This window comes from Paenibacillus albiflavus (genome assembly GCF_004344915.1).
GTDB lineage: Bacteria > Bacillota > Bacilli > Paenibacillales > NBRC-103111 > Paenibacillus_AM > Paenibacillus_AM albiflavus.
On record NZ_SKFG01000010.1, the window covers coordinates 199,540 to 212,999 of the forward strand.

A 13,460-nucleotide genomic window follows, 5' to 3' on the forward strand; every position below is an offset into this window, starting at 1 on the left:
ACAAAAAAACTACCTCTTCAATATGAAAAGGTAGTCTCATAACTTATACCGTTATATGATCCAAAATAAGACCTGCTGTTTCCTCAATCGCTTTATTCGACACATCAATAATCGGGCAGCGCAATTGCTTCATTAGAGAAGTTGCGAATTCCAGCTCTTCAATAATTCTCGTCATAGACGAATATTGTGATCCATGCGGCAGACCTAGTGTTTTTAAACGCTCTGTTCGAATTTTGAGCAAGCTCTCGGGATCAATGGATAGTCCAATTATTTTGTTGCTCGGTACACGATACAACTCTTCTGCAATTCGGACCTCAGGCATCAGCGGGAAGTTCGTTACTTTGTAGCCCTTATGCGCTAGAAAAATACTTAACGGTGTTTTGGATGTACGAGACACACCGATAATTACGATATCTGCTTTAAGAATTGCGCTAAGATCGCGACCATCATCGCATTTAACGGTAAATTCTATCGCTTCGACTCGTTTAAAATAATCACGATCGAGCTCATGCAGCAAGCCTGGCTTACGGCTTGGCGCATCATTAAATGTATCAATGTAAGCCTGCATCATCGGTCCCATAATATCGATTGCACGAACACCTAGACGGATCGATTCCTGCTTCATCATTTCCCTAAGCTCAGGCTGAACGAGCGTATAGGCTGCAAAACCACCTTCTGCTGCTATTTGCTCCATAATTGAAGTAATTTCACTCTCTGATCGAATATGACCAATTCGTTTGATTCGCACATCTCGGTTCGGAAACTGACGCAGTGTCGCTTTCACTACTGCTTCTGCTGTTTCCCCAACAGAATCTGAACAAATCGTTATCGTTTGCTTATTCTCCACGATGATTTCCCCTTTTTCACGTAGGATTCTAGCTAATGATATTTAAACTAGTGTCCTAATACAAACTCCAATAATAATTTGGTCATGGATGTTTTGGTTATTCTACCGATTACTTCAAGCCTGGTCTTATTCCCGTCTAATTCATGCTTTCTCACAACAGGCAAGCTATCGACCTCGTTATAAATCAACTTGCGTGCTGCCTCTACAACATCATCTTCAGCATCTACTGTTGCTAGATTTGATCGTGTCATGACCATACCAATCGGCATAGAAGCTGCCGCCGCATTGCCTAAGGTGACCTTCAATAAGTCTTTGCGCGATACGACTCCCTGCAAAGATCCTTCCTCGTCTGCAACAATTAAGCTGCCAACGTTCTCCAAGAACAAAGTAACGACTGCATCCCCAACAGTCGATGTTTCAGATACGATAATTGCGCGTGACTGAACATCCTTGACTTTGAGTGAAGCAAGCTTCTGAACATGGACATTATCTTGAACGGCTGTTGGTGCAGGAAAGTAACCAACTTTCGGCTTAGCATCGATATATCCAAGCATGACGAGCAAGGAGAGATCGGAGCGGATCGTCGGACGACTCACACCGAGCTGTTCTGCAATTTGTTCGCCGGTGATTGGCGCTTGACTGGTCACTAGCCTTACAATCTCTAACTGTCTAGTCGTTAGTTGGATAATAACCCCTCCAAAAAAACATTCTCTCTGAATTATCATATCTCAAATGAGGGAAAGAAACAATTAGCCCTCTAGAATCTTAGCTTGCGCTGCCGCTATCCGAGCAAGGGGAACTCGGTACGGTGAACAGCTAACATAATCCAATCCAATCTGATGACAGTAAATAATCGATTCCTTATCTCCACCATGCTCACCACAAACACCAGATTTCATATTTGGCTTATGCGTTTTGGCTTTATTTACCGCCATCTCGATCAATTGACCAACACCATCTCGATCAAGCACTTGAAACGGGTTATTCGGTAGCAGCTTATGCTCCACATAGTGGGACAAGAACTTACCCTCAGCATCATCTCGGCTATATCCGAACGTCATTTGGGTCAGATCATTCGTGCCAAAGGAGAAAAAGTCTGCATAAGGAACGATTTGATCAGCGGTTAATGCAGCGCGAGGTACCTCAATCATTGTACCTATTACGTAGCGAGATTGTTCCGTAGCTTCACCTAAAATTTGCTCTGCAATGCGATCAATACGCTCCCGAAAGAATTTCAATTCATTCACATGCCCGACTAGCGGAATCATGATTTGTGGAATAACCTTGATGGATTTAGCCAAACTATTCTTGACAGCAAAGAAAATAGCCTTAATTTGCATATCATAAATTTCAGGAAATAGAATGCCTAATCGACATCCACGCTGGCCGAGCATTGGATTGGTTTCCTGTAAGGCACGTACTTTCTTCATTACCATACGGATCCGTGCTGCTTCCCTACTCAACTCTTGTCCTGCTCCAACTAACTCCGCATATTCTGCATCGAGCTCATCCATATGAGGTAAAAATTCATGCAGCGGAGGGTCTAACAGTCTAATCGTAACGGGCAATCCATCCATAGCCTCGAAAATGCCTTCAAAATCAGCTTGCTGCATCGGAAGCAATTGCTTAAGTGCTTCATCGCGAGCTGCTTGATCATCGGCTAGAATCATCGCTTGAACAACTGGAAGACGATCGGCTCCAAAGAACATGTGTTCTGTTCTACATAAGCCAATACCTTCCGCTCCAAGCTCACGAGCTTTAGCCGCATCTTGCGGGTAATCCGCATTGGCGAACACCTTTAATCGACGAATCTTATCCGCCCAGCTAATAAGTTCGGTCAATTCAGATGAAAAAGTCGCATCCTTAACGACAACCTTCCCTGCATATACTTTACCTGTAGCTCCATCAATGGAGATCCAGTCACCTTCTTTAACTTCTTGCTCCCCGATTCGCATGACCTTCTGATTCTCATCAACGAGGATCGATTCACAGCCGCATACACAAGGCTTCCCCATCCCACGCGCCACAACAGCAGCATGACTCGTCATTCCGCCTCTGCTGGTCAGAATACCTTGTGTGGCAAACACACCATGAATATCTTCTGGCGTTGTCTCCGTCCGAACGAGAATTACCTTGCCATTCTGCTTACTTGCCCATAACTCCGCCGTATCTGCATCAAATACAACCTGCCCCGATGCAGCTCCAGGTGATGCAGGCAAGCCTAATGCAATCTGCGTGAGAGGCTCCGTCGTATCAATTGTCGGGTGCATTAACTGATTCAAATGAGATTCATCTAACCGCATAATCGCTTCTTCTCGTGTGATGACACCTTCTTTTACCAAATCAACTGCTGTCTTGACGGCTGCCTGCGCTGTACGCTTCGCATTTCTCGTTTGAAGCATATAGAGCTGCCCTTTTTCAATCGTAAATTCGATATCCTGCACATCTTGGTAATGTGCCTCTAGCTTCTTAGCCATTGTGTGTAGAGCCCGATAAATTTCAGGCATCTCATCATTAAGCTCCGATATTGTACGTGGTGTACGAATCCCGGCAACAACATCTTCCCCCTGTGCATTTGTTAAAAATTCACCGTAGAGATGATCTTCACCAGTTGCAGGATTACGAGTGAATAATACACCAGTCCCTGAATCCAACCCTAAATTACCGAACACCATGGATTGAATATTAACTGCTGTTCCTTGATCGTCAGGAATTTGGTTAATTCTTCGATATATGATTGCACGTTGATTATTCCAACTACGAAAAACAGCTTCTACAGCCAGTCTTAATTGCTCCTTAACATCTTGCGGAAAAGGTTGCTTCGCCATTCTTTCGAACACATCTTGATATTCGATAATTAGTTGCTTCAGATCATCTGCTGTCAAATCCTGATCCAGCTCCACACCTTTTGCTTTCTTCTGTTCAAGCAATAATCGTTCAAAATGATACGATTCTACATTGCATACAACATTTCCAAACATCTGGATTAATCTGCGATAACAATCGTAAGCAAATCGTTCGTTATTCGTTATTTGAGCGAGCCCATGAACATTAGCATCATTAAGTCCCAAGTTAAGAATGGTGTCCATCATCCCAGGCATTGAATTAACGGAACCCGAGCGCACCGAAACTAGCAACGGATTAGAGGGATCGCCGAACTGCTGCCCTTTCTTACGTTCAAGCTCTTGCATTGCACTAATAATTTCATCCAGGAGGCCATCAGGCAATTCTCCCTTATCCAAATATTGTCTACAGGCCTCGGTTGTAATCGTGTAGCCTGGAGGAACGGGTAACCCAGCTCGAGTCATCTCAGCCAAATTGGCACCTTTGCCACCTAATAACCATTTCATTTCTTGATTCCCATCTTCAAAATGAACTACTCGCTTTTGCATGATTTACCCCCCAATTTATAATTAAGATGTAACATTGGCCTTGAATACTTATATAATATACTATATTATTATATATGACACAATATATATCACTCATTGGAAAATAATACATCTTAATTGGAGTGGATACTATGAATAGAGAACTTACATTAGAAATTGTACGTGTTACTGAACTAGCCGCACTTGCTTCCGCCAAATGGATGGGTAGAGGTGTTAAGAACGAGGCTGATGGTGCTGCCACAGCAGCTATGCGCCGAATGCTTGATTCCGTTCCGATTAACGGAACTGTCGTCATCGGTGAAGGTGAAATGGACGAAGCGCCTATGCTGTATATAGGTGAAAAGGTTGGTAATCTAATCGGGCCTGAAGTTGACGTTGCCGTTGACCCACTTGAAGGAACTGAACTCGTTGCTAGCGGTCTTAATAACGCCCTTGCCGTTATTGCAATCTCAGACAAAGGGAATTTGCTTCATGCCCCTGATATCTATATGGAGAAACTCGCTGTTGGACCTGCACTTAAAGGCCATCTCAACTTAAATGATTCGCTGACGGTCACACTTCACAAAGCTGCTCAAGTATTAAATAAACCGCTCGGTGATATCACTGTTTCAATCCTAGATCGTGAACGTCATGCGAAGCAGATCGCTGAGCTGCGCGAGCTTGGCGTTCGCATAAAGCTGCTCAGTGCTGGCGATGTCGCTGGGGCGATTGCTACTGCTTTTGAAGAATCGGATGTTGACCTCTATGTCGGTTCAGGAGGTGCGCCTGAAGGCGTGCTTGCAGCTGCAGCACTATACTGCTTGGAGGGTGAATTGCAAGGCAGACTGATGCCGATGAACGATGAAGAAATGCAGAGATGCTGTACAATGGGAATTAGCGACCCGCTTCAAATCCTAAGCATGGCTGATATGGTAGGAAATGATGATGTCATCTTCGCTGCAACAGGAATTACGAATGGGGATTTCTTGAGCGGTGTGCATCAGCTTCCTGGACAGAAAGCGCAAACCGATTCCATCGTGATGCGTGCCAAAACCAAGACGATCCGCTATATTAAATCCGTTCATTATTTGCCGAATAAAATGCAGTTTCAGGACTAATCTTACTGCTCAAGCATAATAAAAAGCCCACCTCATTGGTGGGCTATTCTTGTACAATTATATCCGTTCAATTAAGCCTGCAAGCAGCGCTGTTCGCTGCGGAATTTGATCAATGCGTACATATTCCTTAGGAGAATGCGCAAAGTCGCCACTCGCTCCAAGTCCATCTAAAGTAGGAATTCCACATGCTGCTGTGAAATTGCCATCACTCACGCCGCCTGTACCTGCTTCTTGTAGAATGAGTTCAGGCAGCTCTTCACTTGCAACCTGTTCCGCCAACTTATACAATGTCTCAATCTTAGAGGTTCGCTCCATTGGAGGTCTTCTAATTCCACCAGTAACTGTCACGACAGCCTCTGGGTGATTATTCTTCTTCTCCAGCATCGCACGCTCAATTCGTGCTGCTTCTTCCATTGTCGCAACACGAACATCAATGATTGCTTCTGCTTCAGCAGCGACTACGTTGTAAGCAATTCCGCCTTGAACGATGCCTACGTTTAGTGTCGTTCCCAAGCTTAAATCCTCAAGCTCATAAAGCTGACCGATCTGCTCAGCCAATTCCTTAATTGCCGAAACGCCTAGCTCTGGATTTACACCAGCATGTGCAGAACGTCCCTCCACTTTAAGCTTAAAACTGCCGCTACCTTTACGCCAGGTTTTGAGCGCACCTGTTGGTTCCATTGGAGGCTCAAGTACGAGGACAGCATCTGATTTCATTGCTTCTTGTTCAATATGAGCACGGGAAGTTCGGCTGCCAATCTCTTCATCACTGTTAATCAGCAGCACAATCTCCGTATCTTGCGGCATTCTTCCAAGATCCATCAGCGCTTTTATTGCATACATCGCCTGAAGTAGACCAGCCTTCATATCATAAACGCCTGGACCGTATGCATGATTACCTTCTATTGCAAAAGGACGTCTTACTGCTTCCCCTACTGGCCATACGGTATCGCAATGACCGAGAATAAGTATTCGTTTGTTAGCTCCCTGCTCAGGCCCAACACTGCATACTAAACGATCACCAAATTCCTCATTGCTCACACGTTCTACGCGACCGTTCGTTAATTTAAGGAACAAAGCTGCATACCAATCGATCATGCGATCATTCAAGGCCTTGTCAGTGGAAGGAGAATCCATATTTACGCTTTCTTCCAAGTAAATTAATAGGTCTGTCATGTAGTTTTGAATTTGCGTAACCAGATTCATCACATTGTCTGCCTTCCTTAGTGAGAGTGAGTATTGGACCCGAATAAACGATCCAATCCATAAACCTTTTCAAGAATAAAAATAAATAAAAGATTAAGCAAAATAATCACAGCGGATACCGAAGCAACAAGCGGATCTAATGATTCCTGCATGTGGCTGAAGATCGCCATCGGCAATGTATTCGAGGACGGAGTCACCATGAATAAGGAGATCGTCACATTATCAAATGAAGTTAAGAATGCGAATACAGCGCCTGATAGAATCGCTGACTTAAGAAGTGGAACTGTTATGTTCCAGAATACATTGAGAGGGCTGGCTCCAAGAATGTAAGCTGCACGCTCAAGCGTATAGTCGAATGAACTAAGCCCTGTTAGCACCAATCTTACGACATAAGGAATCGTAATGAGGATATGAGCTAGCAACAAGCCCGCAAACGTACCGGCAAGACCGATCTTCGTAAAGAAAATCAGCGCTGCAATACCAATAATAATAGCTGGCACCGTAAGTGGTGATAGCAAAAGACCATTAATAAAGCCCCTGCCTGGTAATTTATATTTATGCAGGGCAATCGCTGCCAATGTGCCAATAATCGTAGAGATTACTGCCGTTATTGCAGCAAGCTTCAAACTATACCAGAAGGAATCAATAAATTCGGGACGATCCAGAATTTTGGTATACCATTTAAAAGAAAAACCTTCTGGTGGAAAGGATAAATAGTTTGCCGAAGTAAATGAAGTCGGAATAATGATCAAAAGCGGCGCAATCAACATTAGAATAACAATCGTTGTAATGAAGCCATGCCAAGGAAAGCGAATTCTCATGATGAGAACACCTCCTTGTACTTCTTCGTTTCAATCAACCTAGTGAACAAAGCAACTAATCCAAGTGCGAATACGATTAACAGGAAGGCAAGCGCTGCACCAAATGACCAATCAAGCGATACCATAATCGTCTCGTAGGAAATAACGGGCATTACTTTAACCGAAGTTCCTCCAAGTAACGCTGGCGTAACGAATGAACTCATAGACAAGCTGAACACAAGCGTTGTTCCTGCGATAATGCCAGGCAAGCTAAGCGGAAGGGTAATCGTAAAAAATCCTTTTAGCTTCGATGCGCCTAGAATATCAGCTGCTTTATACAAGGATCCATCAATACTATATAGACTCGTTGCGATCGCGAGAATCATATACACAATTACAGAATCGGCTAAACCGATTACAACGCCAAGCTCGTTATAAATTAGCTTTAGCGGTTGATCGATAATGCCAAAATGCATCAGTGTGCTATTCACAAACCCTTTGGGACCTAGAATAACGACCCAGCCAAAATTGCGGATAACTACACTAATGAGATGAGGCGAAATAATTAAGAAAGTGATGAAGCCACGCATCTTAGGCGATGCCTTGGCCATATACATCGCCACTGGGTATCCAAGCAATAGACATGCGATTACTGTCATCAAGCTAATCTTGATTGTTCTCCATAAAATTTGAAAATAATACGGATCTTGAAAAAATAACAAGTAGTTTTTAAATGTAAAGCTAACTTCATCGCTTTGGAAGCTGAGCATGAAAATATACGCCATCGGCAAAACAAACGCGCCAAGTATGACAATCAAGCTGGGGGTAAGGAGAAACAAAGCAACGGTTTTTCCTGAAAACTTTTTCATGCTCTAACTCTCCTTTGCTGAAAAGACATAGACGTCCTTCTGATTCCAACTCAGCTTAACCATCGAACCTGCTTCTAGCAGCATATCTGGATCAGTGGAATCCAAACGAATATTCATTAGATTCCCATTCGCTTCTACGATACATTCCGTAAAGGAGCCTAAAAACGACGTATATTGAACAACTGCCAACATCGAATTTGTATCGGAGCTTTGCTGAGGTTCACGTTTTTCAATGTCAGTAGGCGTAATCTTCAATTTCTCCGGGCGAATATAGATGGATACGGCTTGTCCTGAGCTATAAGCGAATTGTCGCTGCTGAGCAACAATCTTGATACCGCTTTCAGTCATCAGCTCGATTTCATCTGGCTTCGTTCCTTGCACAACACCTGAGATTCGATTTGATTTTCCAATAAACTGGTGAACAAACTCGGAAGCTGGTTGATTGTAGATCTCCCATGGTGTTCCGATTTGCTCCACCTTACCATGATCCAGTACAACGATTTGATCAGACAGGTACATCGCCTCTTCCTGATCATGCGTGACGAATATCGTCGTGACCCCCATGACCTGTTGAAGGCGCTTAATTTCTTCGCGAAGCTCTTCACGCAATTTGGCATCCAAATTACTTAAGGGTTCATCCAGTAGGAGAACCGAAGGTTCTGTTACCATTGCACGCGCAATCGCAATTCGTTGTCTTTGTCCACCCGATAACTGTTTGGGTAGGCGATCTGCCAAATGTGGCAGCTTAACAACTTGCAAAATTTTGCCGACTCTTTCTTTGATTTGCTTGCTAGGCACTTTTCTAAGCTTAAGACCGTAAGCGACGTTCTCTTCAACAGTCATATGGGGAAATAAGGAATAGGTTTGGAAAACCATACCGAGATCCCGTTTGTTGGACGGGACCCCATTCATTAGTTTACCTTTTACCCATATTTCACCTTGTGAAGGCTCCAGGAAGCCTGCAATCATATTGAGCGTTGTCGTCTTTCCGCAGCCCGAAGGACCTAAGAAAGATACGCACTGGCCTTGTTCGATCTGTAAATTGAAATTCTCAACAACAGTATTGTCGCCAAACCTTTTCTGAATATTTCTGAGCTCAACATCAATTTTTTTTGTCATCCGTTTATCCCCTTATTATTTTCCTACTAAAGGAGCAACTTCCTTATTGAAGCGATCTAGCCATTCTTTAGTGCTTTTACTAATTACTTCGTAGTCAAAATTCTTTACTTTGCTGCGATCGAATTCAAGCAATTTTGCAATGTCATCTGGAAGCTGTACGTTTACTGCTGGGTTGTAGTATAGCTTAGTTGCGTAGAGCGTTTGAACTTCATCAGATAATAAGAAATCGATAAATAGCTTAGCAGCATTTGGATGCGGAGCACCTTTAACTATTGTCGCTACGTTCGGAACAAGGTTGGAACCTTCGGATGGAACAACGAATTCTAGTGGCACACCGTTCTCTTTATTTTGCACAATGCTTCTAGCCATCGTCCAAGTCGTATATGCTGCTGTTTTATCTTGAAGATTTTGCTGAAGCTGTGAAGCGTTCTTCGCGAATGTTGGCATGTAGCCAGCAATAACTTTGAGCTTATCAAAACCAGGGTTCATATCTTTCTCGGAACCACCGTTTGCATAGGCAAGCATGATTGTTGCTGAGCGTCCGAAGTTACTGGAGATTTCAGCCATCGTGATGTTGCCTTTAAGTTCAGGCTTCGTTAAATCGTTCCAGGATTGCGGAATTGGTAAGCCTTTTTCTTTGACGATATCAGCGTTATAGGAGATACCCATAGGGGTAAAATTAACCGCGACACCGCTTTCATCTTTGACTTTTAAATTAGAATCTACCTTTGCCATGTTCGGAATTTCTTGCGGATTTAATGTTTCCCACAAGCCTTCTGCACGTCCAGCCTCTTGCTCGCCGCCCTCAACAATGGTTAAGTCGATTTGTGCTGAACCTTTTTGCGCTTTAACTTTCGCAACTAGTTCGGTTGATACGCCAGATACGTATGATAGCTTAACATCTGGATATTTTTCATTGAATTTTTTGAAAATTACGTCTTTCATTAGCTGTTCTACTGTTGCGCCGTTACCTGCTACAACCAATTCTTTCTCTGGAGTAACAGCATTAACAGCTTCTGGCGTCGCTGCTGCTTGAGCTGCAGGTGTCGCGCTTGGGGCTGGTGTGCCCGCTGCACTATTAGAATTGCCACAACCAGCTAATAGAGAACCACAGATTGCTAAAACAGATAAAGCAGAGAGCATTTTTTTCTTTTTCATATTACCCCTCCAGAAATTTGGTTTATCGTTCACTATATGTGAACATCGTTTACTATGTGTAACCGTTAATTGATTTTAGCACGATAAAATGCTATATTCAATACAGAATTTTGAGATTTTATTAATGAATTTAGATTTATATATTAATTAGATTCGCTATTAGGTAATAAGAGGTGAGGTCTATTTTAACTTCTGTCCAGAAGAGTTGTACGCTTTTGAAACTTTTTCTGAATGCGGAGAAAGAGCTTGGAGTCAGCGATCTAAGCAGAAAACTGCAAATTTCCAAAGGTGCTGTACATAAACTACTCATTACACTTGAAAGTGAAGGATTTATTAAACAAAACCCAAACAATAAGCTTTATTCATTAGGCTATACCTTGCTAGAATTAGGTACGAAAGTGAAGGACAATCACGATTGGGCTGAATTTGCCAAGCCGAGTATTCAGAAGCTGGCTGATTATACGAAGGAATTAGCTTGTTTCTGCATTATTGATGGTCAAGATGCGATGTATATCGATAAAATTGAATCCCAATATCCGATTCGATTTAATGTCGAAGCCTATCGACGTTTCCCTTTATATGCAACTAGTGCATCGAGAGTTATTCTTGCTTATTGCTCTCCTGAAATGATTGATCAAGTCCTGAGTCAGCCATTTAAACAATATACGCCTTACTCCATTACGGATCCTGAAGAAATGAAGCAGCGACTTGCGAAGATCAGGCAGCTTGGCTATGAAATAAGCTCTAATTTACGTAATATCGGAGTAACAGGGATCGCTGCACCCATCTTTGATGCTGAAGGTAAAGTAGCTGCATCCATCTCTCTAATAGGTCCTACAGACCGAATGACTCAGAATCTGGATCATTGGGCGGATACTGTTGTCCAAACTACGCAAAAGCTATCTCGTCATTTTGGTTATAAACTATAGTAAACAAAAAAACATGGCTCAAAACAATAATCAGTGCTTGACCATTAGCGAAAGGAGCGGAGAGGACGGAATCGTTCTGGAGAAGCGTTAGCGTTCGCCTTTGTCACCGAATTTCTACCCCTTAATGGCTTATCGGATCAGGAAATTTGGTGACAACAGCGATCGTAAGAATGATCCGTCCTCGCAGCGGTCACTACGCAGGGATCAAGTGCTTATTTTAGTGTTGAGCTAGAAACATATAATAAAGCGCCGTCATTGGAATTCCTCCAACTGACGGCGCTTCTCGTTAATTTGCTTTATTGTAGAAGGTTTGAAGTGCCTCTCTAATTCCTACTGGATTGCTAATTAGATTCTTCGCACTAAAGAATATACTGCCCTTAACCTCTGGACGCTTAGAATTATATTGCAGTTGACCGATAATCGCATCACTCGTTGCCCAGTCCGTACTGTTAGTCCCAAGTCGATGTGCAGCGTGACCAATATACAGCTTCACCTTCGTATTCTTGACTTCTTGTGACCACCAGTCTACAAGCGTATCGTAGCTGGCAACCTTGAATCCAATGCTCCAATAAAGCTGAGGTGCTACATAATCAATCCATTCATTGCGAATCCATGTACGCGTATCTGCAAACAAGCTGTCATAGGAAGCTAACCCATTTGTTTTCGAACCTGTTGAATCATCACTTTGGTTACGCCATATTCCAAATGGACTAACCCCAAATTCAATCTTGCTTTTGACCTGTTTAATCGAAGCGGATAGCTGCTGGATAAATTGATTGATATTATCTCTACGCCAGTTACCTTTATCTGCAATCTTCTTCGGATTATATTTCGCGAAAGTGGCATCATCTTGGAACGGTTCATCGGATATGCCATACGGATAGAAATAATCATCCAAATGAACACCATCGATATCATAGTTGCGAACGACTTCCATAATCGCATCGATGATATGCGCTCGTACTTCTGGAATGCCTGGGTTAAATAGCAGAAGCCCTCTATGAGCAACTACCCAATCCGGATGCAGTTTAGCTGGATGGTTATCGGCTAATTGTTCAACCTTCGTATCTGTATTCGCACGGAATGGATTGAACCATGCGTGGAACTCCATTCCACGTTTATGCGTCTCTTCAATCATGAACGCAAGCGGATCATAACCTGGATCTTTGCCTTGTGTACCTGTTAATACCTTGGACCAAGGAACTAATTTGGACGGATATAGAGCATCAGATGTTGGTCTTACTTGGACGATTACCGAATTCATCCCTATATTCTTCAGGTTGTCGAGCATATCTGTAAACTCACGCTTCTGCTTGGCAATATCAAGACCCGGCTTAGACGGCCAATCGATATTAAAGACGGTAGCGATCCATGCAGCGCGCATTTCATCCTGATTAACTTGTCCAGTATCAGGCACTTTATTGGGATCTTCCGGTTTAGGAACTGGCGTCGGATCTGGCTTCTTCTCAGGTTCCTTCCCCGCATCCGGCTCCTCAGGCTTAACATCAGGCACATTATTTCCCGAGGAATAAATTTTGGCCGTCTTAGTAGCAGCCTCCCATTTGACTTCAGCACCTAAGCTCTCACTAACAAAACGAAGCGGAACCATCGTCCAATCGTTTCTCAGTTCTGGAGCGACTTCCAAAGCTGATTTCTTGCCATTGACTTCAGCGGTTTTTTGACCGATCGTTAAATAAATTGAATTACTTTCCATATGTATTGTAATCTTCTTAGGCTTCGGATCCCAATTGATTTCCGCCCCTAGTGCTTCCGATATGAACCTTAATGGAACCATCGTTATGCCGCTCTCTTCGATAATATAAGGCGGTGCATCCGAGGATACGGTTTTGTCATTCACAAGCACTTTCACGTTCGTATTAATCTTTGGCTCGGTTTTAGCTAGTACGAATGTTGATTGCAAACATAAGAGCAGCACTAGCAATACCATCATTATTCTGCGTTTTCTCAAGCTGTCTACCTCCTATTCGTAGTTCTAACCTTTTTCTACTCTAGTTTCAATTCTACTATTATTTACTAACACTA

At 43.0% G+C, this 13,460-nt stretch carries 11 protein-coding genes; 2 read left to right on the top strand and 9 right to left on the bottom strand.

Annotation, left to right across the window (positions count from 1 at the left end; translation table 11 throughout):
- Nucleotides 1-43 precede the first annotated feature (43 nt).
- The 3 genes from E0485_RS11985 to ppdK are packed head-to-tail and all read right to left on the bottom strand — an operon-like array spanning nt 44 to nt 4,239.
- Nucleotides 44-850, bottom strand: coding sequence for a pyruvate, water dikinase regulatory protein (locus tag E0485_RS11985; RefSeq protein ID WP_407944849.1), 807 nt, complete (start codon nt 848-850; stop codon nt 44-46).
- Between the two features lie 44 nt (nt 851-894).
- A complete protein-coding gene (locus tag E0485_RS11990) occupies nt 895-1,572 on the bottom strand; it encodes a helix-turn-helix transcriptional regulator (protein WP_132418280.1) in 678 nt (225 codons plus the stop codon).
- A gap of 24 nt (nt 1,573-1,596) precedes the next feature.
- A complete protein-coding gene (gene ppdK, locus E0485_RS11995) occupies nt 1,597-4,239 on the bottom strand; it encodes a pyruvate, phosphate dikinase (RefSeq protein WP_132418281.1) in 2,643 nt (880 codons plus the stop codon).
- A gap of 131 nt (nt 4,240-4,370) precedes the next feature.
- Between ppdK and glpX the strand changes: the two genes are divergently transcribed.
- Nucleotides 4,371-5,336, top strand: coding sequence for a class II fructose-bisphosphatase (gene glpX, locus E0485_RS12000; protein WP_132418282.1), 966 nt, complete (start codon nt 4,371-4,373; stop codon nt 5,334-5,336).
- 57 nt (nt 5,337-5,393) lie between these two features.
- Here the strand turns inward: glpX and E0485_RS12005 are convergent, their stop codons facing one another.
- Genes E0485_RS12005 through E0485_RS12025 form a run of 5 tightly spaced genes read right to left on the bottom strand, consistent with a single transcriptional unit; the run spans nt 5,394 to nt 10,488 of the window.
- Nucleotides 5,394-6,542: a M20 family metallopeptidase gene (locus tag E0485_RS12005; protein WP_132418368.1), complete on the bottom strand. Its 1,149-nt coding sequence runs from the start codon at nt 6,540-6,542 to the stop codon at nt 5,394-5,396.
- A 17-nt stretch (nt 6,543-6,559) separates the two neighbouring features.
- Nucleotides 6,560-7,363: an ABC transporter permease gene (locus E0485_RS12010; RefSeq protein ID WP_132418283.1), complete on the bottom strand. Its 804-nt coding sequence runs from the start codon at nt 7,361-7,363 to the stop codon at nt 6,560-6,562.
- On the bottom strand, nt 7,360-8,211 hold the full coding sequence (locus tag E0485_RS12015) for an ABC transporter permease (RefSeq protein WP_132418284.1): 852 nt from the start codon (nt 8,209-8,211) through the stop codon (nt 7,360-7,362). The genes E0485_RS12010 and E0485_RS12015 overlap by 4 nt, the downstream gene beginning before the upstream one ends.
- Nucleotides 8,212-8,214: 3 nt before the next feature.
- Nucleotides 8,215-9,330, bottom strand: a complete 1,116-nt coding sequence (locus tag E0485_RS12020) for an ABC transporter ATP-binding protein (protein ID WP_132418285.1) — start codon at nt 9,328-9,330, stop codon at nt 8,215-8,217.
- A 15-nt stretch (nt 9,331-9,345) separates the two neighbouring features.
- Complete coding sequence (locus E0485_RS12025; RefSeq protein ID WP_132418286.1) at nt 9,346-10,488, bottom strand: ABC transporter substrate-binding protein; 1,143 nt, start codon at nt 10,486-10,488, stop codon at nt 9,346-9,348.
- Nucleotides 10,489-10,661: 173 nt separating this feature from the next.
- On the opposite strand from E0485_RS12025, the gene E0485_RS12030 reads away from it, so the two are divergent.
- Nucleotides 10,662-11,417 (top strand): IclR family transcriptional regulator, encoded by a 756-nt coding sequence (locus E0485_RS12030; protein WP_132418287.1) that lies wholly within the window; start codon nt 10,662-10,664, stop codon nt 11,415-11,417.
- Between the two features lie 286 nt (nt 11,418-11,703).
- Here E0485_RS12030 and E0485_RS12035 read toward each other — a convergent pair whose 3' ends face one another.
- Nucleotides 11,704-13,386: a family 10 glycosylhydrolase gene (locus E0485_RS12035; RefSeq protein ID WP_132418288.1), complete on the bottom strand. Its 1,683-nt coding sequence runs from the start codon at nt 13,384-13,386 to the stop codon at nt 11,704-11,706.
- Between the last annotated feature and the right edge of the window lie 74 nt (nt 13,387-13,460).

Excerpts from the sequence above, each read along its gene's own strand:
- E0485_RS11990 (WP_132418280.1), bottom strand. The coding sequence starts at position 1,572 with ATGATAATTCAGAGAGAATGTTTTTTTGGAGGGGTTATTATCCAACTA.
- ppdK (WP_132418281.1), bottom strand. The coding sequence starts at position 4,239 with ATGCAAAAGCGAGTAGTTCATTTTGAAGATGGGAATCAAGAAATGAAA.
- glpX (WP_132418282.1), top strand. The coding sequence starts at position 4,371 with ATGAATAGAGAACTTACATTAGAAATTGTACGTGTTACTGAACTAGCC.
- E0485_RS12005 (WP_132418368.1), bottom strand. The coding sequence starts at position 6,542 with ATGAATCTGGTTACGCAAATTCAAAACTACATGACAGACCTATTAATT.
- E0485_RS12010 (WP_132418283.1), bottom strand. The coding sequence starts at position 7,363 with ATGAGAATTCGCTTTCCTTGGCATGGCTTCATTACAACGATTGTTATT.
- E0485_RS12015 (WP_132418284.1), bottom strand. The coding sequence starts at position 8,211 with ATGAAAAAGTTTTCAGGAAAAACCGTTGCTTTGTTTCTCCTTACCCCC.
- E0485_RS12020 (WP_132418285.1), bottom strand. The coding sequence starts at position 9,330 with ATGACAAAAAAAATTGATGTTGAGCTCAGAAATATTCAGAAAAGGTTT.
- E0485_RS12025 (WP_132418286.1), bottom strand. The coding sequence starts at position 10,488 with ATGAAAAAGAAAAAAATGCTCTCTGCTTTATCTGTTTTAGCAATCTGT.